Below are 25,488 nucleotides of genomic sequence, written 5' to 3'. Positions count from 1 at the left end.
GCACACACAGTTTGTCTAGCTGATAGCGATAAGCAAATCTAACGAGGCTACCTATCGCTCTCTGGACCTAAATGATTCTGACCTTATTACCTCATCTTCAACTTATATCATTTTCCACGTCATGTCATTTTCGCTTAAGCGATGATAATTAAGCTGCGGATAAGAAGATAAATCCACCTTTTGCAAGTTGTCTAGCGCCGTTAATAATGCCTCATAATATGGCTCAATCATTGCAAATTGCACAGGTGTCGTATGCTGTACATTCAGCAAGCACTTATCTTCCAAATCTTGGCTAGCCTGACGCAATTGTGGTACACCTGTATATCGACTCCCACCCAATATACGATGGGCAATTTGTGCCAACATATTGCGGTCATGCGCTTCCCATGCCTGAATGAGTGCCTGCTTTTCATCATTGATAGTATCGATCATCATGATAATAAGCTTGGCCGCCAATTCAGGTTTATTCGCTGAACGAGTGAGCGCATCTTGCCAATCTAAAATGTTTGAGGTATCGCTTTTGCTTATATTATTTTGGCTAAGGTCATTGTTGATTTGCTCGTGTAGAGTCGAATTAGCGTTAGTTGCACTATCATGAGAGCTTTGGTCTTGAGAGCTTCTATCTGGAGAGTTGTCGATAGATTTTGTTGTTAATTGTAGTAGTGGTGACTGACCTTGTTTTTGTAGACGTAAGCTCTCATAGCGCGGTTGAATATCACGCGCAGTATCTCGTCTATAGCCTTCACGAGGCTGACTATCGCGTAGATAGTCATCACGGATTTTTTTCAGGGATAGTGGACGGGTAATTTTCGGCTCGCTACTGACAGAAGTACTATTACGATCTACCCCGTCTCCTCTTATTATTGGATAAGTAGCGGTTAATGTATCTGAAGACATATCTGAACTGGCTTGAGTCTCTTGCCCATTTACATTGTTGGAGAGCAAGTCGTTCGATAAATCATTGTCATTGATTGAGTAACCACGCAACGAGTCAATAGCAGTTAGCTCAGCTTCTGATGAGTCGATACTCTGTACATTAGCACCTTGTACATTAGCACCTTGTAAATTATCACTCTGCAAATCAGAATGCTGTAAGCCAAAGCTTTGCAAATCTGTATCGGGCAATGCGGTCAATTGTGGTGTGGTACTCTTACGACCAAGCCATTTCTGTAGCACTTGCAATAACTGAGGTTGGCTAATCGGTTTGCCGACATAGTCATTGATACCGCTGGCTATAAGTTTGTCTCGTTCATCTGCTAACCCGTGAGCTGTCAGAGCGATAATAGGAATGCGGCTGTCCACATTTTCGATATTTCGAATCTGCTTAGCCGCCTCATGACCTGACATACGCGGCATTTGAATATCCATAAATATCAAATCAATATTATCTCTGTCTTGAGTAGCCGCCTTATCGTCAGCGCTCGTGTCCTCATGATAGAACGCGCTGTTTGTTTTCTTATTTATCTCATCACGTGTTTCTGCTTTAGAAAGTTGCGTTTTATTCGATAGGCTTTGCTTATCGCTCTTGGCAGTTTTGATGTTTTTGGTTTGCTGTTTACTGATAATCTCGATAGCATCAAACCCACTGCTCGCCGTGACTACCTGAATACCCAGCTCGCTTAATAGAGCATCAAGCACTAGTAAATTGGGCAAATGGTCATCAACTGCCAGTACCGTGACACCTTTCCAGCGTGGTTCTTGCAGGCTTTGCGGTTTACTACGGCTTTGCGTATCGAGCATCGCATATAGCTGTCTTTTGTCTAATGGCTCATACAGTATGTTGGCATGATAGCGGTTGAGTAGCGCTTGATCGGCAGCTACTTGGTAGCCAAATACAGCAAGCTTGCCTTGATAATGCAGACGAATTTGTTTGAGAAGCGCCATCATATCGTCTTGCGTGTCATCATCAACGATGACCCAATCCCAATAATTACCATGCTCTTTTAATGACTCCAGCACACCCGGTAATGAGTTGGCTTGAGTTAGCTTAATTGGCAAATACTGCAAGCTAGCCTTGAGCACTTGTATTGAAGCAGTATGATTGATCCAAACCAGTACATTAAATTCATCGGTCTCGCTTGCCAGTGGCGCTAATACTGGTAATTCAATCGTTTGACCAGTGGCTGCCTCTAGCACATCGACATGGGCCGGCATGCGAAACCAAAACGTCGCACCTTGGTTGGCAATATTTTCTTGAGCATTATCATAAAACCCAATATCACCGCCCATCAAGCGTGTTAACTGTTTGGAGATAACCAGACCCAACCCTGTACCGCCATACTGACGTGTGATTGATGGGTCACCTTGGCTAAAGCTTTGGAACAGCATTTTTTGATCTGCCAGAGAAATGCCTTTTCCGCTATCTTGCACGCTAATCATCAGATAATTATCACGGTGGTCATCTAAGCTCACACGCACCACCACATCACCACTATCCGTGAACTTAATGGCATTACCAACGATATTGGTCAGTACTTGCTTAAGACGTAACGCATCGCCATTGATACGCATCGGCACATCATTGTAAAACAGCACTGCCATGCGCAAACCCTTCTCCGCAGAAACAGGAGATAGCATATCGACCACATCATAAATAGTGTCATAGAGATCGAACTCATGACGATCCAATACCAGCTTGCCTGCCTCAATTTTAGAAAAATCTAAGACATCATTTACCAAAGCGAGCAAGTGTGCTGAGGACTTACGTATGGTCTGTACATACAAGTCCTGCTCAGGATTAAGCTCACCGTGACGTGCCAGCAAGTTAATAAAGCCATCGATACTATTCAATGGTGTACGCAGTTCATGACTGATATTGGCTAAAAATGCAGACTTGGCTTGACTGGTTGAAATTGCCGCATCGCGCGCATTTCGAATAGAAATGTTTTGCATCTCCATCTCATCAAATGCCAAACGTAAATCATCTTCCGTTTGCTCTGCATGGTCTTTGAGCTCTTGAAAGCTTCTATGTAGGCGGCGCAATGTTCTGACTAGATCTTGCTGTAATAAATTCAGCTCACCATCTGACTCAACGGGTACAGGTTGGTATAAATTATCGACATGGGTACGCTGCAACTGCAACCGCAGCTCATAAATGGGGGCAATCCAACGTTTCGAATAGATATTTAAGCTCAGTAGTAGAATCAAGATAGTAAACAAGCCAGTAATCACTAACGCCATCGCAATACGGTAGCGTGCAATATAAAGCGGCTCATTATCCATATCCACGAGCAACCACAATGTCTGCCCTTCAAACTCTCCCAATACACTGCCATACGCTGTGCCTACAGGCGTTGGGCGTTGTGATAAAAAGCTTGCGGAATCACTGATTAGCGGCCATTCTTCATTGAGACCATAGCCGACTGTTGCTAATATTTGATTTCCTTCATTAATAATGGCAATGCGCTGTACATGCTGCTCGGATTGCATACGTCCAAGCTTATCTTGGATACCCTCTAGCGTCGTCATTGCCGCTTGCTGGGTCCTCTCAGCACTACTCCCTACTTGCTGGCGCTCTTGTTCTAGCAGCTCAGGAATCAGTTCAGCTATGACTGGTGTATAACGAATAAGTACCGCTTCGGCCAATACTTCTTGCTCCGAGTCGCTTGCACGCATGGTTTCGTGAAATACCAAAATGCCGCCTACTGCTGCCAACACACAGATAGGCAAAAACACCAGTATGATCAGCTGACCATAAGCACTACTGGTATCGAAACGTTTTTTATATGCCATGCTAGGTCTACTCTCTACTAAGGTTCTTGCCGTGAATTTTCGTAATAATGTCAGTATTTGTGATACTTGCAGCGCATCATCTCAGAGCATCTGGGTAAGGCGCTATTTTTAATGAAGCCACTAATTGTTAATAAAGTAATTGGTTCTGATAAGACAATTGATATACAGCTCAAGATTATCTTAACAGGATTCTATAAGTTCTGGTTAGGCATTCCATGTGATGAATAACGTTATAATTAGAGTGCCAACCACTCTGTGTTAAAGAGAATATGGCTTTAAGCAATGGTCCTACTTTTGCAACCTTCAACGTAACATTGATATTGACCTGATACAGTGACTATTAATCCTTGATGCGATAAGCGCAGCTGAAAACAAAATGATATAATAAAGCCACTTTTTATTTACCACAATATATCGCTCATAGTCATAACATATGAGAGCGCACTCTAATGCCTTTCGTTTTTAGCTCGCTTATCACTGTAAACCTATAACCCAAGCGACTGTCTAAAATTATGATCAAACAATAAAAACAGCGCTTCCATCAAAAATAAGTCATTAAAAACATATTTAAAAAATAGAAAAGGATAATTTATGTCCACTACGGCCATGTCAAATGCTAACTTTATCACTCAAATCACTACCCTCGCTGATTGCGTTGGTCAAACGCCGCTGGTAAAACTGCAACGTCTGCCTGAGCAAGAGCAAATTGCCAATGGTGCCACAGTACTAGCTAAGCTTGAAGGTAATAATCCAGCGGGCTCTGTAAAAGACCGTCCTGCTTTTAATATGATTTATCAAGCAGAACAGCGCGGTGATATCAAGCCTGGCGATATGTTGATTGAAGCCACTAGCGGCAATACTGGTATTGCATTGGCCATGGTCGCTGCGATGCGTGGCTACCCGATAACGTTGCTGATGCCGACCAACTCTACCCAAGAGCGTAAAGATGCCATGATTGCTTATGGCGCAACGCTGATTGAAGTAGACGAAGGTATGGAAGCTGCGCGTGATTTGGCATTGCAGATGCAAGCAGATGGCAAAGGGGTGGTATTGGATCAGTTTAATAATCCTGATAATAGCCAAGCACATTACCTGGCTACAGGCCCGGAGCTATGGGCACAGACAGAAGGTAAAATTACGCATTTTATAAGTTCAATGGGCACGACAGGTACGATTACCGGTGTGTCGCGCTATTTAAAAGAGCAAAATCCAGACGTCAAAATCATCGGCTTACAGCCTGACGAAGAAGCTTCGATTGCTGGTATTCGCCGTTGGCCGGCAGCTTATATGCCAGGTATTTTTGATGCAGATTTGATTGACGAAGTGATGGATATCGATCAGCGTATTGCCGAAGTATATATGCGTAAATTGGCTAAAACTGAAGGTATTTTCGCTGGGGTATCTTCGGGCGCAGCTGCATGGGCAGCGACTCAAGTGGCAAAAGCAAATCCTAATGCTGTTATTGCCTTTATTGTCTGCGATCGTGGCGATCGTTATTTATCAACGGGTTTATATAACGTTGACGATAGCAATACGGACAATGACGCAGAAGTTAATTAATGCATAAGAAATACCATTTAGTATCGTTAATTTAAAAGAAGTGCAAAGCGGCCAAGTGCAGATATAAACGTAATACTTCAAGCAAGGTCAGTGTTGTTATTCTTTTATAATGAATTAACTATAAGCTCATAAATAGTCAGGATTATCTATGTCACAAGCGCTACCATCCGACCCTATATTGGTTTTTGATATCGAGACTGTCGCCGATGTCGATGCAGCACGCCGTATCTATCCGCAATTGGCCGATCTCAACGATGCAGATGCCTTAAGCGCGCTGACAGCCATACGTACACAAGAGGCAGGGCACGACTTTATGCGCCTGCCACTACAGCGTATTGTCTGTATCTCAGCTCTGTACATCAAGGATGGTAAGTTATCGCTATTTTCTTTGACTGCCGATAAATTTAGTGAAAAAGAAATCCTAGCCAAGTTCTTTAGAGCATTTAATGACATTGAGACATTGCCGCAACTTATTAGTTGGAATGGCTCGGGCTTTGACATACCTGTACTGATATATCGTGCTATGCAATATGATTTGTCAGCACCATGGCTGTTCGAAGAAGGCGAGCGTATTAAAAACATGCGCTTTGATAACTATGTTAATCGCTTTCATACGCGTCATCTGGACTTGATGGATCGGTTTAGCCAGTATGGTGCTAGTCGCCGAGAAGCCATGGATGTCGTCGCAAGTCTGTACGGATTACCCGGTAAAACTGACGTAGATGGTAGCATGGTCGGCGCGCTTGTTAGTAGCGGTGACTGGCAGACCCTATCTATATACTGTGAGTCTGATGTCATGAATACTTGGCTTATTTATTTACGCTGGTTACGTCTAACAGGACAGTTGTCTTCACAAGATTTTGATGCCTGGCAGCAGCAGAGCTATGACTATCTGGCAAAGTATACCCAAGCTGACGGTAGTCCGCGACATCAAGAATTTATCGCTGACTGGTCATCTGCACCTGAATTATAGAATTCGCATTATTAGTAGTTCTTTATTCCCCTCTTCTAGTTATTTATTATTAAGGCAGGTTTATGCAACCCACCGATTCAAAAACATTTACAGCATCTAATATGGCAGAGCAGAGCAGTAACGCTCAAACAAACGACACCCAAACGATTGTCATTCCGCCGAGTAAGAAAAAATCAAAGCCATCATCAAAGACACGTCGTCGCCTAAAAGACGCAGAGCCAATTCCATTCAATATAGATGGCTTATCACATGATGGTCGCGGTGTTGCTGTGTATGGTAATGGTTTTGACGTTGCTGAAGGTCATGCTGAAGACAAGCATGGTAAAAAAATCTTTGTTAGCTTTGCTCTACCCGGTGAAAGCGCCTTAGTAAAAATAACCAACAGCCGTGCTAGCTTTGAAGAAGGCGATGCCATTAGTATAACTGCCAACCCAAACCCTGAACGTGCTGTACCACCCTGCCCGCATTTCGGTACCTGCGGCGGTTGTAACTTGCAACATTGGCAACCAAATGGTCAAATAAACTTTAAGCAGTCGGTACTGGCTGAAATGCTAATGCATCAAGCCAACGCGGAACCTGAAAATTGGCTCCCTCCTGTGGTCGGTGATCGTCTTGGTTATCGTACCAAAGCACGTTTGGGCGTACGCTATGTCGTTAAAAAAGAAACCGCGCTTGTCGGCTTCCGCGAGCGTTCAAGTAATTTCTTAGCAGAGCTAAATGAGTGTCATATCCTAGATCCACGTATTGGTTTTGAGATTGAAAACCTAAAAACGCTTATTAGCACCTTAGAGAGCCGTGACAAGATTGCTCAGCTTGAGCTTGCAATGGGTGAGCAACTGCCAGAACTACCTGATGGCAATCAGCCAGTTGCGCTCATCGTACGTAACTTAGAACCGTTGTCAGATGCCGATATAGACAAACTAAAAGTCTTTTTCGCGGCGCGTAATTGGCAGCTATATTTGCAGTCGAAAGGCGTTGATAGCATCCAACGTATTGCGTTGACAGACGCTGATGATTTGAGCGAGCAATTTGGGCGTTTATATTATCAATTGCCAGAGTATGATCTGACTTTTGAATTTATCCCTACAGACTTTACTCAAGTAAATCTATCGGTGAACCGTCAGATGACCAAGCTTGCCTGTGACTTATTGGACTTAAAAGCAGGCGAACGCGTACTAGACTTATTCAGTGGTTTGGGCAATTTTAGCTTACCATTAGCGCGCCTCGTTGGCGAGACAGGCTCAGTAGTCGGTGTCGAAGGCAGTGAGGCCATGACCGAACGTGCTGCTGACAATGCCCGTCGCAACGGTATCAACAATACTGAGTTTTATAGTCAAGATTTGACTCAAGACTGTACTGATAAGCCATGGGCCAACCAAGGCTTTGACGCACTATTGATTGATCCGCCGCGCTCTGGTGCTTGGGAAATTATGCAATATTTGCCAAAATTTAATGCTGAGCGCATTGTTTATGTGTCTTGTAATCCAGCTACTCTTGCTCGTGATACAAAAGCATTGTTAGAACAAGGCTATCGTCTGACTCATGCTGGCGTGATGGATATGTTCTGCCATACGGGTCATGTTGAATCTATCGCTCGCTTTGAAAAAGTAGCGGTTTAACATTATTAATCTTTAAAAACGATTAATGGCTGAAAATGACTGATAGTTGAACCTGATTAAAGAGACAATTAAGCGTTATTACAATTATCTAAGTTAACTCAAAGCTTTGATAAGTTTGTGCTAATAAATATCCATTATTTAGCGTAATTGACCACAGCCGTACAGAGGCTCGCTTGATTTGTCACTTTAAAATGAGATAATAGTAAACAATCTTCCTATGTTTTTGATGATGTTTCCAATCGCTACATAGCAAGCATTTGCACTCATAGCTTTATATATTTTACGCGCATTTTATAGCTGCTAAAAATAAAATTTTTAGCAGTTGTATTGGTTTATAGCTGACACTTTATGGATCGTTAATTCAGAGTGTGTGCATAGTAGATGAGGTTATAATCAATTCAAAATAGCTAAGAGGAGTCGGCTATGGTAAAAATTCGTGAAGGATTACCGCTGGTGGATGGACAGACCACTCAGGCCGATAGTGCAACACTTGCGGCACAACTGGTGGCGAGCCAACGCTCTCACCAGTCAGCCAATAGCTATGCCCAAATTCCCCTCGACATCAAATACCAGTTGGCAACCCACAAGCTACATACTACTTTTGATCGCTCAGCTGCACACACTTATCATTTGCATGACCCTCATACTGAAGACGAGTATTTGGATGATACCAATGCGCTATCAAACAAAGAGCTTGAGGCGGTCGGCTTAGACCAGGCCAATATCGACGTACCGACTTGGTTAGATAATGTGGCCAAGCGTATTGGACAAGAGTCAGTACCCAACCTAAGTGCAGCTTGCGAATTTATTCGCAGTCATATGAATACCAGTGAATCTGAGCGTTCAGGTGCTTATGTGACCGGTATTGGTATGACTGATATCTTGACCTATCTTTATCAAGATGAAGACGCATTGGTCGCGGCCATGCTGTATCGCAGTGCGCGCAAATCAATCATTAGTCTCGCTGAAGTTGAAAAAAACTTTGGTCCAGATATTTTTACGCTTGTTAAAGACACCCTTGCAATGGGTAAGCTGTCGGAGATTATTGAGAGTAACAAGCGCTTAGAAGATCATTTCGTCAATAATCAGCGTGATCAGCTATCAAATATTTATAGCATGCTCATCTCTGTCACCAACGACGTGCGCGTGGTACTTATAAAACTGGCTGAACGTACGTTCGCCATGCGTGAATTGACTTTTTCTAGGCCAGAGCGTCAAACGCGTGTCGCACGTGAAGTCATGACTATTTATGCGCCATTAGCCCATCGTTTAGGTATTGCACAGCTAAAATGGGAGCTCGAAGATTTAGCTTTCCGTTATCTTGCGCCTGACCGCTATAAAGAAATTGCTAAGCTGCTGTCAGAAAAACGTAGCGAACGTGAGTCCTATATTCAGCGCGTACAAGACAAGCTAAATGAATCATTAGCAGATGCCAGTATCGAAGGCGAAGTATCTGGGCGCGTCAAACATATCTACTCTATTTATCGAAAAATGAAGCTCAAAGGCTTATCGTTCGATCAGCTTTATGACATTCGCGCCTTACGTGTGTTGGTCAATAGCCCTTCTGACTGTTATCACGTTTTAGGCCTAGTACATGGCTTATGGCGTTATATTCCTGAGCAGTTTGATGACTATATTACTAACCCTAAGTCCAATGGCTATCGCTCGCTACATACGGCTGTAATTGCAGAAAATAAATCACTTGAAGTCCAAATTCGTACTCATGAGATGCACTTTGAGGCCGAGCTTGGCATGTGTGCGCACGTTAACTACAAAGAAGGTCTAAAGAATAAGAAAGACAATTATCTGAATCAAAGAATCAGCTCACTACGCCAATTATTATCTATCAACAATGAGACACGTAATCAACCACGCTCAGCTGTGGTAGCGGGCGAAGAGATAGGCGATATCGAGTTTGATGAAGAAGAGCAACTCGTTGATTTTGATGAGCTAGAACGTATTTATATCTTTAGTCGGGATGGTGATATTACCGAACTACCAAAAGGCGCGACCGTTCTTGATTTTGCCTACTATGTGCATACTCAAGTTGGCAACCGCGCGCAGGCAGCCCGCGTCAATCAGCGCTATGTGCCACTGACCTATCAGTTGAAAACAGGCGAGCAAGTTGAGATTATCACCAAGGCATCGCGTGAGCCCAATCGCGATTGGTTGGTAGCATCGCTAGGTTATATTCATACCAATCGGGCCCGTTCAAAACTGCGCCAGTGGTTTAACAAGCAAGACCGTGATAAGAATATTGAAATAGGTCGCCAAATGCTTAGCAAAGAGCTTGAGCGCCTATCTGTTCATCCTAATAGTATTGATCTGAACGACTATATTCAGCATTTTCATGTCAATACGACCGACGATATTATTGTAGGGCTGGTGACAGGTGATATTGGCCTTAATCAGTTAACCAGTCATATCTCTCGTCAGCTACACCTTGAACCTGAGATACCACCAGAGAGCTTTGTACCTCATGTAGATAACAGAGATACAGGTAAGCTCGATGCGTATAAAATCCATATCGATGGTTTGGATAATATCGAAATCAATTTGGCAGGTTGTTGTCATCCTGTGCATGGCGAACCGATAGCTGGCTACATCACTTTATCGCGTGGCGTTAGCGTGCATAATCGAGGCTGCCCAGAGTACTTACGTCTGGTCGAGCGTGATCCTGAGCGCAAGATAGAAGCCGCTTGGCAAGTACAGATTGGTCGTTATCAGCCTGTTGATATTCATGTCGAAGCATATGACAGACGCGGTTTGCTACGTGATTTGACACAGATAATTGATAAAGAAAACGTCAATATTCGCCAAGTTCAAACGTTAAGTAATGACGACAATATTGCTTTTTTAAAGTTCCATATTGAAGTCTCAGGCTTAGCACATCTATCTAAGTTGCTCGCAAAATTAGAGCAGCAACATGGTATTTTGCACGCACGCCGTGCAGTCGTGTAAATAAAACCTTAAGCCAGTCGTTGTTTATTCCACAATAGAGTTGTCAAAAAATACTATGCCTGAATTACCTGAAGTAGAAACCACTAAAGCCAGTCTTGCTCCATTGATGGGGCAACAGGTCGTTGATGTTAAAGTATTTCAACCAAAGCTGCGATGGATGATGCCAGACAACTTGGACGAGCTGGTTAATTATACATTAGAGAGTGTTGAGCGCCGAGCAAAGTATCTGATTCTTAATTTTCTGCCAGTAGCTGCACAGAATAACGCTCCCATGTCAGCCAGCAAAGTTGAACCACGTCAGCTTCTTATTCACTTAGGAATGTCAGGTAGCTTACAACAGCACAGCTATGGTACTGATAAGCGTAAACATGACCATCTGGTCGTCGTTTTTAATGATACTGCTAATAAAAAGTCTCAGCTACACTATTATGATCCAAGACGCTTTGGTTCAGTACTATGGCATAAAGATTACGGCAATAAACTACTAGACCATCTAGGTCCTGAGCCGCTTTCAAAAGATTTTACCGCAGACTATTTGTACAGTTTAATCCAACGTATAGATTTATCTAGCCAAGATGGCAATGGGGCATTGTCAGATAGTACTAAAACGAATAAGCGACTAAAACCCATCTCCCGAGCGATTAAATCTGTCATCATGGAACAAGAAGTCGTGGTCGGTGTTGGCAATATCTATGCGACTGAAAGTCTGTACTTGTCCGGCATCCACCCTGCTACACCAGCCAATCAAATTTCGCACGAACAGATTGTCATTTTAGTGAATCATATTAAAGAAATTTTAAAGAAAGCGATAAAACTGGGCGGTTCGACACTACGAGATTTCACAGTAGCAAGCGGTCAGACTGGTTACTTTCAACAAACTCTAAATGTGTATGGCAGACAAGGAGAAAGCTGTCTACATTGCAGTATGACACTAGAAAACATCAAGCTTACTGGTAGAGCCAGTGTTTATTGTCCAAATTGTCAGCCGTTAAAATAGCTAATAACTGATATCCGCTTACTTGTGCTGCGTTTAGATTAAATGAAGACAATATTTGAACAGAGTATTTACTCTAAAAGAATTAAATATTGCCAAAGCTATAACTAGATTGTTCTCATTTTTGTTGCTTATTAGCGCACATCTTGCTTTAATAGTGCTAGCGCTTACATAAATAGTGCGTATCATTTATTTTTCTGTAATATTTAGATTAACTATTGTTGCCGCAAGATTCCTGTGTGAAGATAGCAGCAGCCATTAATCATACTACTATGAGTTTCAGGATATCGTTATGACTGTTAAAGCAAAAACTCAACGCACAGTTAAGCAGAGAATTTTTACTGTATTGGCAACTCTAGGATTGGTAGCTGCAACTATCAAGCCTACTTTTGCAGCTATAGAAATTGATGAAACTGATTTTGGGCCTTCATACGAGACGATGGTAGTTGATACGATTGTTGGTAAACCACTGCAACTCGTGAATGCGGTAGCTGGTACGGCAGCTTATATCGTAAGCCTACCTTTCTCACTTATTGGTGGTAATGCAGACCAAGCACAGCAGAAGCTATTTGTTGAACCTTGGGATGCTATGGGACGTTGTTTAGGCTGTACAGTTGCAGAAGACAACTATTACAAATCTCAAGTCGTTGATAATAACGTAGTACGTATCGTTGTCGATCAACCATCAGAAATTTTGATCAATACCAATGACTATGTAGTGGTCACTCCGTAACCATTTGCTTTTAGTAGGCACATCAAATAGTTTACAAGAATGACTGTGACTATTTCATAGCAAAAAGGCTAACGAGAGTTAGCCTTTTTTATTGTCAACGATTTGATAATTTATTTCGTAATACTGGTATTACTTAATTTGGCACTGATTTCACGCAGCAACTTCACTTCTTCTGATGGCTCTTCTATTGCTTCTTCTATAACTTCCTCTACTTCTTCAGCACGGCGCATTTTATTGACACCTCTAACCATCATAAAGATGATGAAAGCTAAGATTAGGAAGTTAATAAGTACGGTAATAAAACTACCGTAAGCCAATACAGGAACACCTGCTTCTTTAAGCGCGTCATAGGTCATCGCAATACCATCAGGTGCATCGCCTAAAACTAAGAACATATTCTCAAAATTAATCTCGCCGCCAAAGATAAAAGCGACAATCGGCATAATAATATCATCTACCAGAGATTTTGTGATGGTAGCAAAAGCCCCGCCAATGATGACACCGACTGCCAAATCCATCACATTACCCTTAACAGCAAACTCTTTAAACTCTGAAACCATACTCATTGTTTTTTCCTCAAAATTTATCTATAAACCAATAGATATTTATATAATTAGTGTCACATTTAGCTTTCATGTTAATAATTGAATACATTAATGCCACTATTCATTCTGTCCCTATTTTTCCAAGATTACAACACAAAAAAAGCAGTATAAAGTGAACCACTAATAGCTCACCTTATACTGCTCATTTTTGAATCACTTAGTGCCAGCAAAACTACTGACACTAAGTGTTTGCGTCAAACATTAATATAATGAATTACTCAGTAACTCACTTATTTATATTAAGCACCTTTCTTACCACGGCCATGACGCTTACGCTCACTTTCAGTCAAGTAGCGCTTACGAATACGTACCGCTTTTGGCGTTACTTCGACTAGCTCATCATCTTGAATAAATTCAAGCGCTTGCTCAAGAGTGAATTTCACTGCTGGCGTCAATGTCAATGCTTCGTCAGTACCACTAGCACGTACGTTAGTTAACTGTTTAGCAGTCGTCGGGTTAACAGTCATATCATCGTTACGAGAGTTAAGACCAACAATCATACCTTCATAAACTTCAAGCTGTGGCTCAGCAAACAATTTACCACGTTTCTGTAGGTTAAACAGAGCAAAACCTAGGCAAGTACCATTTGCCATAGAAACCAATACGCCGTTAGAACGACCACCAACATCACCGATCTTCTGTGGACCGTAATGTGAGAAGCTCGACGTCATGATACCACTACCTGAAGTCAGGGTTAGGAACTCAGAACGGAAACCGATCAAGCCACGCGCTGGTATGGTCGCCTCGATACGCATACGGCCTTTACCGTCCAGCTCCATGTTAGTCATCTCGCCTTTGCGTAGACCAACTTGCTCCATGATAGAACCTTGATGCTCTTCTTCGATATCGAAGACAACGTTTTCATACGGCTCTTGTAGCTTACCATCAACTTCTTTAACGATAACTTCTGGACCAGAAACACCTAGCTCAAAACCTTCACGGCGCATGTTTTCGATAAGTACTGATAAATGAAGCTCACCACGGCCTGATACTTTGAATTTATCCGGAGACTCAGTGTCTTCTACACGCAATGCTACGTTATGAATCAACTCACGCTCAAGACGCTCACGAATGTTACGTGAAGTCACAAACTTACCTTCACGACCAGCAAATGGTGAATTGTTTACTTGGAAGTTCATAGATACTGTAGGTTGATCTACCGTTAGTGCTGGTAGTGCTTCAACGTTGTTAGGATCACAAATAGTATCAGAGATGTTTAGCGCATCGATACCTGTGATACAAACGATATCACCTGCTTGTGCATCTTCAACGTCAATACGATCAAGACCATGGTAACCCATGATTTTTAGGATACGGCCGTTACGCGTTTTGCCATGCTTATCAATGACAGTCACTGGCGTGTTAAGTTTAACTTTACCACGCTGAATACGGCCAATACCGATAACACCAACAAAGCTGTTGTAGTCAAGGCTTGAAATTTGCATACGGAATGGAGCGTCAGCATCAACCTGTGGAGGCTGAACAACGTCAACGATAGTTTTGAACAATGGCGTCATGTCATCAGCTAAATCATCTGCTTCTAGACCTGCGATACCATTCAATGCCGAAGCATAAACAACTGGGAAATCAAGCTGCTCATCGTTTGCACCTAGGTTGTCAAACAAATCAAAGATTTGATCCATTACCCAGTCAGGACGTGAGCCAGGACGATCGATTTTGTTAATAACAACGATCGGCTTTAGACCTTGTTCGAATGCTTTTTGCGTCACAAAACGAGTCTGAGGCATTGGGCCATCAACAGCGTCAACAACCAAAAGTACGCAATCAACCATAGACATTACACGCTCAACTTCACCACCGAAATCGGCGTGACCTGGGGTGTCAACAATGTTGATACGGTATTCAGTTTCTGAAGTTTTATCTGTCCAGCGGATAGCTGTGTTTTTAGCCAAAATGGTAATACCACGTTCTTGCTCAATATCACCTGAGTCCATTGCACGCTCAGCAATGTTTGCACGGTCGCCAAAAGTACCAGACTGATGTAATAACTTATCAACCAAAGTTGTCTTACCGTGGTCAACGTGGGCAATAATTGCAATGTTACGCAGGTGTTTGATATCGTTCGCCATATAAAATGCTCGTTTCGTCTTAAAAAAATGCAGTAGCAGTAAGCGCTGCTGAATAAACTTTCATCATCAATCAGATAGATATTGAATCTAAGATGACGCAGAAAAGAATGCTATCAAATAAAAAAGTTCAATACAATCAAATATCTATACTGACGAATTCATCATACAGATTGCTATGCTAATGTACATACTGTTAATTTACAGAATGTTTGGGTGGGTAGTATAACATTATTGATTCATAAATTTATGTAATAACTCACTTTTCTCAATACATAAATAAAAAAAAGCCACCCATTGGGTGGCTTTTTTTGTAACTGTATATTTAACTATACGGTTATTTTGCTAATACTTATTGAACAACCATATCTTTAGTTTGTTCAACAGTCATTGTTTTGTCACCAGTGATGATGGCATAAACACGACGGTTCATAGCACGACCTTCTTCAGTGTCGTTTGAAGCGATTGGGTTGTTGTAACCATAGCCTACAGTTGATAGACGGTTTGGAGCGATACCGAATTCGTTAGTTAGCATAGATTTAACAGCAACGGCACGAGCTTCAGATAGACGTTGGTTATAACGTGCTGAAGGACCAGTCTTAGAAGCATGACCTTCTACACGAGCGGTAGAGTTAGGATACTCACGCATCTTCTCTGCTACTTTAGCGATTTCTGGCTTGTACTGGTTTTTGATAGCTGACTTGTCGTTATCAAAGAATACACGTAGTTCCATTTTCAGTTCGTCAGTAATGTCTACTGGTACTGGGCAACCGCGCTCATCAACTACAACGTTCATTGGAGTGCCTGGGCATGCATCGATGCTATCAGGTACGCCATCACCGTCAGAGTCAAGATCAGCTTCAACAACAACTACTGGAGTGTTGTCAACTACTGGCTCTTGCATAGGTGGTACTGCTACTGTAGGTGCTAAATGGCCACCTAGTACTACTTCTAGACCGGCCAAAGCCATGCCTTCCCACCAGTTGTTGTCAAAGTTATGAATCGCACGAGCTTCACCACGTAGGCTTAGCGCGTCATTGATGCGATACATAGCACCTAGACCTAGGTTACCGATAGTGTCTTTAGAGTTTGATACTTCAGTACCAGCAGCAACTACTTCACCGTTAGAATTAGTATACTGTTCTTGGTTCTCTACTTTGATTTTAGACTGACCAGCACCTATTAGTACGTATGGCTTAAGTGCGCTATCAGTATAACCAGTGAATTCTTCAGTACCGATCAAGAAGTTACCAGAAATCATTTCTTGTTCGATATCAAAACGGTTAGCGCCAGACTTCGCTGAATCTTCAGAAGCTTCACCGTTTGCATCAGATACGCCATATTCTACTTGGAACTGAGTAGAAGGAGTAAGTTCGATACCTAGTGCTGCACCAGTGTATAAACTACTTTCTTTGGCTACGCCACCGTTGTCGTTACCGGCACGATCTGTATTGTTTTGCAGGTTCTTACCAGTAGTAAGAACTTCACGCTGTTTGTCAGAGGTATCACTGAATTCTTCAGTCATGTGATAACCAAGTAACAATGGGCTGATAGTAACGCCAGCATTAGCTGCCATCGGTGCAGCCGCTACAGCAACAAGGGCTAGAGCTATTTTATTCAATTTCATGGACTTCCTCCAAAGGATAATTTTAGTGATGCATTAAGCAAAACCGATTCTCAAGACGTACTAAGATAGACATCTCTTACGCATTTTAAGTTACAAAGCAAAACCAATTAAGGAGTAGCTTAGCGATTATTAATTCAGTTTACAACTTTTTTCGTTAACGAGCTACACATTATTACACGATAATGTTGTAACTAAAACACAATAAATAGTCTAAGTTACCCAGAACTAACACACCTTACGCTTCTTATCTTTTACACATAAGTTTGCGATAGATGAATAGTCTATTGATAGCTATTTTCTTGAAGCATTTTATTACAATTAGAATTTTTTCTCTATTGCTAATGTCGTTCTTTCACTAATTGAAACATTTTTTGACAGTCGCTATATATTACATATATATTGTAAAAAACCAATATTCTTCTGGAAATCAAGTAATTAGGTGTTGTATGTGTTTTATATACAGTAGAATAAGAGAAAGTTTAAAGAATTTGGACAATTGGTCTGCTTAAAAGATAGTCAATACAAGGATGTGTGAGACGTTGTTTTCTACTTGAATGACAAATAGCTATAGGATGTAGCGCATTATGAACTTATTTAGTAAGGTACTGGCCCATTATAAGAGAATAGTCATTTTTACCTTTTGTTTGCCTATTTGCAGAAAAGGCAGGTATGGAATTGATAAGCTTGTAGCTATTGTATCTAGGTTATTCAATAAACTACTGAAGTTAGTCAGTTATAGGAAACTATCCCTTCAGAACAATAATATTCTCAGTGCTAAGCAATCAAACGGCTTTACTCTCGTTGAGCTAACTGTGACGACAATGGTATTAGGAATTATCGCAGCTATTGCAGCGCCAAGTATCTTAACGCACTTAGCACGAATGGAAGCCCAACGGGTCAAGCATCAGTTAGAGAACACTTTATCCTTAGCAAAGGCCGAAAGTTATATAAGTCGACAGGATGTCTTGGTTTGTTTATCGAATGATGCACAGCAATGTCATAGGAACAGCGATAAAACGCTTCTGCTATTCGTAGATAAAAATAACAATAAGCATTTTGATTCTCAAGTAGATACCTTATTAACACAGCAATCCTTAAACCTAAGATATAGTACAGTGAAGTTACGAGTTGGCGGTAGGCGTCACTATACTAAATTTTGGGGTGATAGTGGCAGACCGCGAGGACACTTCGGCCATATAAAATACTGCCCTACCTCTTCTTATAACAAGTCAATGTACCAAATCTCTTTTAACCAATCTGGCATCGTCAAACACAAACTTAATGCAGACCACCCTACGAAATGTAGCGGTTAATAAATACCATATATGTAAACCTATTTATACATGGCCTCTTTCATCATTGTTACAGCGCTTTCTAGTCCTACAAATACGGCATCTGCAATAAGTGCATGACCGATATTTAATTCATATATACCATCAATCTTTGCAATGGCATTCACATTGTCACACGTTAGACCATGACCCGCGTTAATAAGCAATTTATCGTCTAGGCTCTGTGCTGTAGCTACTGCATGTTCGATTCTTTTAAGTTCAGCCAACTGTACGTCAGTATCATTTGCTAATCCTGCTTCGGCATAAGCACCCGTATGCAACTCTACCGCGTCTGCACCACACTCTATCGCGGCTGCAATCTGCTTGTCATCAGGATCAATAAACAAAGAAACTTTAATATTAGAGGCTTGTAGTTTATGAACATACTCTTTTAGAGACGTGACTTGCCCTGCAACATCAAGACCACCTTCTGTCGTTAACTCTGCACGCTTTTCAGGTACTAGACATACCCAAAAAGGTTTAACTTCGCAGGCTATTGCAAGCATCTCATCAGTTGCGGCCATCTCTAGATTCATTCTCGTCGACAACTGACCTGCCATTTCATAAACATCTGCATCTTGTATATGACGACGATCTTCGCGTAAATGTATAGTGATACCGTCTGCCCCTGCCTTTTCGCACAATAATGCAGCAGCCAAAGGACTTGGATAACTCACACCGCGCGCTTGACGCAATGTTGCCACGTGATCAATATTCACGCCTAACAAAGGTTTTTTTGAATTGTTTTCAGATGAGGTAGATACAGAGATACTCATAAAAATCCTTTGGACAATTAAGCCTAACTTATATAGTTGATACTACGATGATATTTGAGAATGCAGTTATTGATAACGCTGCTGCTGCTGCCATAACAGACGGCTTTGTAGCGGCTGATAATCAAGCAAATGATCAATAAGATGTCGATGTAGTTTGGACCAATGGCTCAGCGTTTGCTCAGTAATACCTAAGCGTGCCATTTCTATGATATCTGCACCCTTAAAGACGGTCTGTCCAGACTCACTGGCTAAATGCTCAGATTCTTCATTATGTACCAATACAGGGAGCAAACCCACATCCGGTAAAAAGCGGTAAGTACAATCAGACTCGATGGGGTTTTCAACATTGTCATGCGTTAACGTTAAAGTGAATCCTAATTCGGTAAATAGATACTGCTCAAACTGACGTAGACAGAGACGAAGCTCGTTATTACTTAGAGGTTGTTTGAGTTGTTGTAGACTGATTTGATAATGCTGCCATAATACAGGCATTGGGTCTTCAGTAGGTAACAACCGCCACAGAATCTCGTTTATATATAGTGCGGCATACTGATGTTGACCGCTGATATTGGCGTAAGGTACGGCTTCTAAGACAGCAGGTTTACTATCTTTTTTAACACCGTCTTTTTGAACACTGTCAGCTTGAGTCGTATCTTGCGAGGCAATATTAATTTGACTGAAAGTTTTTAGGTCGCGTTTGCCAGTAGCAAAAAGCTGTAACGGCATAAATAGTGGCGCGCCTTTTTTCCCAACACCATGTATCACACCGTGTTGTTGAGAAAAAAGATAATACAAAGCGCGCTTTTCTTGATAAGGACGCTGATGCAATAAATACCCGACGAGCGCTTCATTACGCATTTTTTATTACCTAAATAGCTAAAAGGCAGGCAGTGCTTTTGAAGCGTTTGTTTTTAACCGCTATCAATAGCCCAAACTGGTCAACGCACGTTCGTCATCAGACCAACCACGTTTCACTTTGACCCACAAAGTTAACATGATTTTTTTACCGAACAACTGCTCCATATCTTTACGAGCATCCATACCAACTTGTTTGATACGCTGACCTTTGTCACCGATAACGATGGCTTTTTGACCACCACGTTCAACATAGATAGTCGCATCGATGAAAGTACAAGCTTTGCGTGGACGCCCTGTTTTTGGATCAGTATGTGCAGGTTCGTCTTTAAACTCATCAATCTGTACGGTTAAATCATATGGTACTTCATCGCCTGCACTACGCATGATTTTTTCGCGAATAATTTCACTGGCTAAAAATCGCTCAGAGCGATCAGTGATTTGCTCTGTATCATAAATAGGAGCAGCCACTGGTAAATGTGAGGCAATCACTTCTTGCAAACGATCTAAGTTTTGATTTTTTAGTGCAGATACAGGAACGATATCAGCAAAATCGAAACTATCGTTGAAAGTTTCGATAAGTGGTAGCACGCTGCCTTTATCTTTTAGAGTATCTGACTTATTGATAACCAATACGACTGTTAGATTGGTCTCACCGAGCTTTTGCAAGGTCAATAAATCATCGTCACGCCATTGATCTGAATCAACAACAAACAGTACTAAATCTACATCTACTAACGCCGATACCGCCGCTTTATTCATACGTTCGTTAATAGCACGTACTTCGTTACGGTGAATACCTGGTGTATCAACAAACACCGCTTGCATTTCATGGTTTGACAAAATGCCATGAATACGATGACGGGTGGTTTGTGGTTTGCGTGAAGTAATAGACAGCTTTTGACCTAATAAGTGATTCATCAAAGTTGACTTGCCCACATTTGGTCGTCCAACAATGGCCACATAACCTGCTCTAAAATCATCAGCCATCCGAGTATTGCCACTTGGCGCAAAAAATTCTTCAATAGCCATATCATTGTCTAATGCAATATCTTCTGCATCAATACTATCAGTCTCTTCGGTAACTTCGATATTGTTTTGGCTTAAATCGATATCTGTGTTTTCACCCAAACTTTGGGTGCTGTCTTCATTGTTTGATGGCAAATCAGTATGATTGCTCATAAGTTAATCCTATAGGGTTTGTGTCTAGCCGAACAGTCGTTGATGCTAAATTTATTTAGTCACCATTAAAAACGAGCTAGAAACATTTAAAGTTTTAAAATAAATAATATGTGAGGTAGTTTTAATGTATGTTTGCCAAGTTACAACCAATCTAAGCTAATACTCTGCATCTAAAAATGCATTAAATAGACATCGGCTATACACGTTTTTTGGCAGATCCTGGCAATTTATGTAATTGGTTAATCATAAGCTCTGCTGCTTTTTGTTCAGCGATACGGCGGCTCTCACCAGATTCAGTAATATCAGGGCAGTTATTGATATTGACATGACAACGTACAACGAAAATTTGATGCGGTGCATTACCACGCGTTTCCATGAGCTCGTAATTAGGTAAGTCAAACTGTTTAGATTGTAGCCATTCTTGCAGCCGACTCTTGGCGTCCTTCAATGCTTTTTGGTCATTAACATTATCAATCAGATCACCATACCAAGAGAGAACACATTTGCGAGTAATATCCATATCTTGACTGTCTAAATAAATAGCACCGATCAGAGATTCTACGGCATCGGCCAGTATGGAAGCACGATTGCGACCGCCACCTTTGCGCTCACCTACTCCTAATATAAGATGGTTAGACAGCTCTAAGTTTTGAGCGATAATTACCAACGACTCTTGGCGCACCAATGTCGCACGCATACGCGTTAAGCGCCCTTCATTTTGACTAGGATAACGATGATATAAAGCTTCACCCACAATCATCCCTAACAGTGCATCACCTAAAAACTCTAGGCGCTCATAGTTTTTTTTGCTATCAAATGAGCGATGCGTTAATGCAAGTTTAGGAAGGCTCAAGTCATTGAACTCGTAGCCTAACTTACGCGTTAATACTGCTAACCGCTGAATAAATTCTGAGCTAACAACAAGCGTGTCAACAGACGTACTATTTTTTTGGGAAGTAGGAACCGCTTGGGAATGGTGCGAAGTTGGTTTCATGCGTGGTTTGTGGTTATCCCTTCTGCTTGACAGATTTAGTTTAATAATATTATTTGATATATTTTATGAATATAATGAAGGTGCTATGTCGTACTATTGCGACTTACTCTGCTATCGTCATCTCGATGTTACCTTCGAAACGATTCACGATATCGACATTGCTAAAAAAGTTATTAGTTACTGCATATTCTTTATAGATAGCCAATTGACCTGTTTTTTTATCAGTAAAGGTAAATACTTCTTCTGCCTTGGTATCATAGTCAGCATTGATAGATAACTGTTTGTTGACACGTTCAACAAATTGTTTGGCTGTCTCTTTATTATTATTGGCTTCTTTTAACTGTGCACTTAATACTTTGGTCAATTGATAGTCACCAATCTGAGCCGGTACGATGGCTACTGTCAACTTAGTCGCAATACCCAAAAGTATAATAATAAGAACAACATTTGTCACACTGGCGCCGCGCTGCATAGCCAAACCAGATAATTGCTGCATTATGATATCCTTCTAAAGATAAACGACTATTTCGAATAAGTGTATAAATAATAAATAGCTATTAATTATTTAGCAACGATATTAGCATAAAACTATTATCAACCAATCAATCTCTAGACAATCTCATAATCTTAATTGATAGTACCATTACGTTCAAAGGTCGGTAGATTAAGACCAGGTGGTTTATGCATCCAGATATAAACAGCCTTACCTGCTAGGTTTTCATCAGGAACGAAGCCCCAAAATCTACCGTCTGCGCTGCGATCGCGGTTATCACCCATCACAAAATACTGATCTTCTGGCACATCAATACGCCACTCAGTACCTTCTGACTCCACCACTTCTGGTGATTGTTGCTGCAAAAATGGCGCGTATTGTGAACTGTTCATACCGTCTAAATAGCGCACGAGATGCTTGTTGTCACCTTGTACTTCTTCAAAATATTGTGCCACATCTTCTTCTTGCTGACCCATTGCAGAAGCACTCTCCTCAGTCAGTACTTGCCCTGGACCAACCTGACCTGGTAAGTATAGCTGTGAGGTCAGTTCAGCATTTGCCGCGAAATCTACAGACTTAGTCTCAACAGGTACATCATTGATAGATAACGTGCCTTGGCTATAGCTTACGGTGTCACCAGGCAAACCGATAACGCGTTTAATATAATAAATGCTCGGGTTCTCAGGATAGCGAAACACTGCCACATCACCATGCTCAGGTTCACCAGTATCCAGCACCTTATTATAGGTTAACGGCAGGCGCACGCCATATGCATACTTATTGACAGCAATAAAGTCACCCGTATATAGCGTCGGCACCATAGACGATGATGGGATATTAAATGGCTCAATTAAAAATGAGCGTACTATCAATACCACTGCTAACACAGGAAAAAAGTCATAAGCCCAGCGGACCAGTAAGCCTTCCTGACCTCGACCACGAGTTTTGCGCTGTTTGAGCGCTAGCTTATCTAACAGCCAAACAATTCCTAGGACTATAGTTAACGGCACTAAAATTAAATTAAAATCAAAATCCATACCAAATTGCCTATTAACGAGCGGCTTATCTAACACCTTTACGATAAGACTCACTACATTTGACTGTTATCTACAATGACTATCTTAGGTTACGTTTAGCGATTAGCTATCAACTTGCAACACAGCTAAGAAGGCTTCTTGTGGAATTTCCACATTACCTACTTGCTTCATACGTTTTTTACCAGCTTTTTGCTTAGACAGTAGCTTTTTCTTACGTGACACATCGCCACCATAGCATTTTGCTAATACGTCTTTACGCATGGCTTTTACCGTACTACGACCAATGATTTGGCTACCGATAGCCGCTTGAATGGCGACATCAAACATTTGACGTGGAATCAACTCTTTCATCTTAGTAACTAGAGCATTACCACGATAACGTGATTGGGTTTCGTGCACGATCATCGCTAAGGCATCAACTTTATCGCCATTGATTAGTACATCAACTCTCACCAACTTATCGGCTTGATAACGTTCAAAATTATAGTCTAGCGATGCAAAACCACGTGAGACTGACTTTAGGCGATCAAAGAAATCCATGACCACTTCGCCCATTGGGATATCAAATATAAGCTGTACTTGTCGACCCATAAAACGCATATCAACCTGAACGCCACGACGCTCAATACATAGCGTCATTACATTGCCTAAGAATTCTTGCGGTACTAAAATCTGACAGCGGGCAATTGGCTCACGGAACTCTTCAATATTGTTTGGCTCAGGTAGATGTGAGGGGTTATCTACATAGATTACATCACCGTTCTTTTTCTCAATTTCATAGATAACTGACGGCGCTGTAGTAATCAAATCCAGATCATATTCACGCTCTAGACGCTCTTGGATAATCTCCATGTGCAGCATACCCAAGAAGCCACAGCGGAAACCAAAGCCAAGCGCATCCGACGTATCTGGCTCAAAAAACAGCGAAGCATCGTTAATTTGCAGTTTTTGCAAAGCTTCACGGAATTTTTCAAAATCACTCGAATCTACTGGGAACATACCAGAATAGACTTGTGGCGTGACTTGTTTAAAGCCTGGGATACGATCCACATCAGGGGTCTTAGCATGAGTGATAGTGTCGCCTACTGGTGCTCCGGCAATATCCTTAATACCCGCAATAACAAAGCCGACTTCCCCTGCTTCTAAAACACCCGTATCTACAGGCTTAGGGGTAAAGACACCAATCGAGCCAACCAGATGTGCCTCTTGAGTCGACTTGATATATAATTTGTCACCTTTACGTATAGTACCTTCACGCACCCGTACCAATGAGACCACGCCCAAATAATTATCGAACCAAGAGTCAATAATTAGTGCTTGCAGTGGTGCTTCACGGTCACCAGTTGGTGCCGGGATAAATTCGACCAACGCTTCTAGCAGCTTATCAACACCAAGACCAGATTTGGCTGATACTCGCGGTGCATCAACGGCATCGATACCGATAATATCTTCAATTTCTTGAATGACGCGTTCAGGCTCAACTTGTGGCAAATCAATCTTATTTAACACCGCCATGACTTCTAAGCCTTGATCAACGGCTGTGTAGCAATTGGCTACTGACTGCGCTTCTACGCCTTGAGCGGCATCAACCACCAATAGCGCACCTTCACAAGCTGCTAATGAACGCGACACTTCATATGAAAAGTCGACGTGACCCGGGGTATCAATAAAGTTAAGCTGATAGCGCTCACCATTTGGATGATCATAAAACAGTGTTACTGACTGTGCTTTGATAGTGATACCGCGCTCACGCTCAATATCCATTGAGTCGAGTACCTGCGCCTGCATCTCGCGATCTTGCAAGGCACCGCACATCTGAATAAAACGATCGGCAAGGGTCGACTTACCATGATCAATGTGGGCAATGATTGAAAAGTTACGAATATTGGCTAATGCAGTCACAAAGCGCCTACTAAATTAAGGGTGATA

General features: G+C 41.7%; 18 protein-coding genes. 7 read left to right on the top strand and 11 right to left on the bottom strand.

From position 1 onward, the window contains the following. Positions 1-102: 102 nt before the first annotated feature. On the bottom strand, positions 103-3,732 hold the full coding sequence (locus tag CXF62_RS12415) for an ATP-binding protein (protein ID WP_102094598.1): 3,630 nt from the start codon (positions 3,730-3,732) through the stop codon (positions 103-105). A gap of 591 nt (positions 3,733-4,323) precedes the next feature. Between CXF62_RS12415 and cysM the strand changes: the two genes are divergently transcribed. From cysM to CXF62_RS12385, 6 genes are all read left to right on the top strand, one after another. Next, the gene (cysM, locus tag CXF62_RS12410) at positions 4,324-5,292 is read left to right on the top strand and encodes a cysteine synthase CysM (RefSeq protein WP_102094597.1); all 969 of its coding nucleotides are present in this window, start codon (positions 4,324-4,326) and stop codon (positions 5,290-5,292) included. A gap of 148 nt (positions 5,293-5,440) precedes the next feature. Further along, on the top strand, positions 5,441-6,265 hold the full coding sequence (locus CXF62_RS12405; RefSeq protein ID WP_102094596.1) for a 3'-5' exonuclease: 825 nt from the start codon (positions 5,441-5,443) through the stop codon (positions 6,263-6,265). Between the two features lie 62 nt (positions 6,266-6,327). After that, complete coding sequence (rlmD, locus tag CXF62_RS12400) at positions 6,328-7,884, top strand: 23S rRNA (uracil(1939)-C(5))-methyltransferase RlmD (RefSeq protein WP_185156657.1); 1,557 nt, start codon at positions 6,328-6,330, stop codon at positions 7,882-7,884. 423 nt (positions 7,885-8,307) lie between these two features. Beyond that, a complete protein-coding gene (locus tag CXF62_RS12395; protein ID WP_102094595.1) occupies positions 8,308-10,845 on the top strand; it encodes a RelA/SpoT family protein in 2,538 nt (845 codons plus the stop codon). Between the two features lie 55 nt (positions 10,846-10,900). Further along, positions 10,901-11,842, top strand: coding sequence for a bifunctional DNA-formamidopyrimidine glycosylase/DNA-(apurinic or apyrimidinic site) lyase (gene mutM / locus CXF62_RS12390; protein ID WP_102094594.1), 942 nt, complete (start codon positions 10,901-10,903; stop codon positions 11,840-11,842). A gap of 289 nt (positions 11,843-12,131) precedes the next feature. Next, positions 12,132-12,572: a hypothetical protein gene (locus CXF62_RS12385; protein ID WP_102094593.1), complete on the top strand. Its 441-nt coding sequence runs from the start codon at positions 12,132-12,134 to the stop codon at positions 12,570-12,572. Between the two features lie 110 nt (positions 12,573-12,682). Here CXF62_RS12385 and mscL read toward each other — a convergent pair whose 3' ends face one another. The 3 genes from mscL to CXF62_RS12370 all read right to left on the bottom strand — a co-directional run bounded on the left by mscL (position 12,683) and on the right by CXF62_RS12370 (position 16,891). Beyond that, positions 12,683-13,138 (bottom strand): large conductance mechanosensitive channel protein MscL, encoded by a 456-nt coding sequence (mscL, locus tag CXF62_RS12380; protein ID WP_102094592.1) that lies wholly within the window; start codon positions 13,136-13,138, stop codon positions 12,683-12,685. Between the two features lie 278 nt (positions 13,139-13,416). Next, positions 13,417-15,267 carry a translational GTPase TypA gene (typA, locus tag CXF62_RS12375; protein ID WP_057758402.1) on the bottom strand — a complete coding sequence of 617 codons (1,851 nt, stop codon included), beginning with the start codon at positions 15,265-15,267 and terminating at the stop codon, positions 13,417-13,419. A 349-nt stretch (positions 15,268-15,616) separates the two neighbouring features. Continuing rightward, on the bottom strand, positions 15,617-16,891 hold the full coding sequence (locus CXF62_RS12370) for an OmpA family protein (RefSeq protein WP_102094591.1): 1,275 nt from the start codon (positions 16,889-16,891) through the stop codon (positions 15,617-15,619). A gap of 584 nt (positions 16,892-17,475) precedes the next feature. Between CXF62_RS12370 and CXF62_RS12365 the strand changes: the two genes are divergently transcribed. Continuing rightward, positions 17,476-18,204, top strand: coding sequence for a GspH/FimT family pseudopilin (locus tag CXF62_RS12365; RefSeq protein ID WP_102094590.1), 729 nt, complete (start codon positions 17,476-17,478; stop codon positions 18,202-18,204). Positions 18,205-18,224: 20 nt separating this feature from the next. Here the strand turns inward: CXF62_RS12365 and CXF62_RS12360 are convergent, their stop codons facing one another. The 7 genes from CXF62_RS12360 to lepA all read right to left on the bottom strand — a co-directional run bounded on the left by CXF62_RS12360 (position 18,225) and on the right by lepA (position 25,461). Beyond that, the gene (locus CXF62_RS12360) at positions 18,225-18,998 is read right to left on the bottom strand and encodes a pyridoxine 5'-phosphate synthase (RefSeq protein ID WP_102094589.1); all 774 of its coding nucleotides are present in this window, start codon (positions 18,996-18,998) and stop codon (positions 18,225-18,227) included. A 66-nt stretch (positions 18,999-19,064) separates the two neighbouring features. Further along, positions 19,065-19,856, bottom strand: a complete 792-nt coding sequence (gene recO / locus CXF62_RS12355) for a DNA repair protein RecO (protein WP_102094588.1) — start codon at positions 19,854-19,856, stop codon at positions 19,065-19,067. Between the two features lie 63 nt (positions 19,857-19,919). Next, positions 19,920-20,885: a GTPase Era gene (era, locus tag CXF62_RS12350; RefSeq protein WP_227526679.1), complete on the bottom strand. Its 966-nt coding sequence runs from the start codon at positions 20,883-20,885 to the stop codon at positions 19,920-19,922. A 346-nt stretch (positions 20,886-21,231) separates the two neighbouring features. Beyond that, positions 21,232-22,029: a ribonuclease III gene (gene rnc, locus CXF62_RS12345; RefSeq protein WP_057758394.1), complete on the bottom strand. Its 798-nt coding sequence runs from the start codon at positions 22,027-22,029 to the stop codon at positions 21,232-21,234. A 103-nt stretch (positions 22,030-22,132) separates the two neighbouring features. Further along, positions 22,133-22,525, bottom strand: a complete 393-nt coding sequence (locus tag CXF62_RS12340; RefSeq protein WP_228153236.1) for a DUF4845 domain-containing protein — start codon at positions 22,523-22,525, stop codon at positions 22,133-22,135. Between the two features lie 131 nt (positions 22,526-22,656). After that, entirely contained in the window at positions 22,657-23,559 is a 903-nt protein-coding gene (gene lepB, locus CXF62_RS12335; RefSeq protein ID WP_102094585.1) for a signal peptidase I, read from the bottom strand. A 102-nt stretch (positions 23,560-23,661) separates the two neighbouring features. Further along, positions 23,662-25,461: a translation elongation factor 4 gene (lepA, locus tag CXF62_RS12330; RefSeq protein ID WP_101204270.1), complete on the bottom strand. Its 1,800-nt coding sequence runs from the start codon at positions 25,459-25,461 to the stop codon at positions 23,662-23,664. Between the last annotated feature and the right edge of the window lie 27 nt (positions 25,462-25,488).

Origin of the sequence: Psychrobacter sp. MES7-P7E (genome assembly GCF_002863645.1) — a bacterium.
Lineage (GTDB): Bacteria > Pseudomonadota > Gammaproteobacteria > Pseudomonadales > Moraxellaceae > Psychrobacter.
The sequence above is the reverse complement of the archived record's forward strand: the minus strand, read 5'-3'. Positions and strand labels throughout refer to the sequence as shown.

Excerpts from the sequence above, each read along its gene's own strand:
- CXF62_RS12385 (WP_102094593.1), top strand. The coding sequence starts at position 12,132 with ATGACTGTTAAAGCAAAAACTCAACGCACAGTTAAGCAGAGAATTTTT.
- CXF62_RS12340 (WP_228153236.1), bottom strand. The coding sequence starts at position 22,525 with ATGCAGCAATTATCTGGTTTGGCTATGCAGCGCGGCGCCAGTGTGACA.
- mutM (WP_102094594.1), top strand. The coding sequence starts at position 10,901 with ATGCCTGAATTACCTGAAGTAGAAACCACTAAAGCCAGTCTTGCTCCA.
- mscL (WP_102094592.1), bottom strand. The coding sequence starts at position 13,138 with ATGAGTATGGTTTCAGAGTTTAAAGAGTTTGCTGTTAAGGGTAATGTG.
- rlmD (WP_185156657.1), top strand. The coding sequence starts at position 6,328 with ATGCAACCCACCGATTCAAAAACATTTACAGCATCTAATATGGCAGAG.
- cysM (WP_102094597.1), top strand. The coding sequence starts at position 4,324 with ATGTCCACTACGGCCATGTCAAATGCTAACTTTATCACTCAAATCACT.
- rnc (WP_057758394.1), bottom strand. The coding sequence starts at position 22,029 with ATGAAACCAACTTCGCACCATTCCCAAGCGGTTCCTACTTCCCAAAAA.
- typA (WP_057758402.1), bottom strand. The coding sequence starts at position 15,267 with ATGGCGAACGATATCAAACACCTGCGTAACATTGCAATTATTGCCCAC.
- CXF62_RS12360 (WP_102094589.1), bottom strand. The coding sequence starts at position 18,998 with ATGAGTATCTCTGTATCTACCTCATCTGAAAACAATTCAAAAAAACCT.
- era (WP_227526679.1), bottom strand. The coding sequence starts at position 20,885 with ATGGCTATTGAAGAATTTTTTGCGCCAAGTGGCAATACTCGGATGGCT.
- CXF62_RS12370 (WP_102094591.1), bottom strand. The coding sequence starts at position 16,891 with ATGAAATTGAATAAAATAGCTCTAGCCCTTGTTGCTGTAGCGGCTGCA.
- lepB (WP_102094585.1), bottom strand. The coding sequence starts at position 23,559 with ATGGATTTTGATTTTAATTTAATTTTAGTGCCGTTAACTATAGTCCTA.
- CXF62_RS12405 (WP_102094596.1), top strand. The coding sequence starts at position 5,441 with ATGTCACAAGCGCTACCATCCGACCCTATATTGGTTTTTGATATCGAG.
- CXF62_RS12365 (WP_102094590.1), top strand. The coding sequence starts at position 17,476 with ATGAACTTATTTAGTAAGGTACTGGCCCATTATAAGAGAATAGTCATT.
- CXF62_RS12395 (WP_102094595.1), top strand. The coding sequence starts at position 8,308 with ATGGTAAAAATTCGTGAAGGATTACCGCTGGTGGATGGACAGACCACT.
- recO (WP_102094588.1), bottom strand. The coding sequence starts at position 19,856 with ATGCGTAATGAAGCGCTCGTCGGGTATTTATTGCATCAGCGTCCTTAT.
- CXF62_RS12415 (WP_102094598.1), bottom strand. The coding sequence starts at position 3,732 with ATGGCATATAAAAAACGTTTCGATACCAGTAGTGCTTATGGTCAGCTG.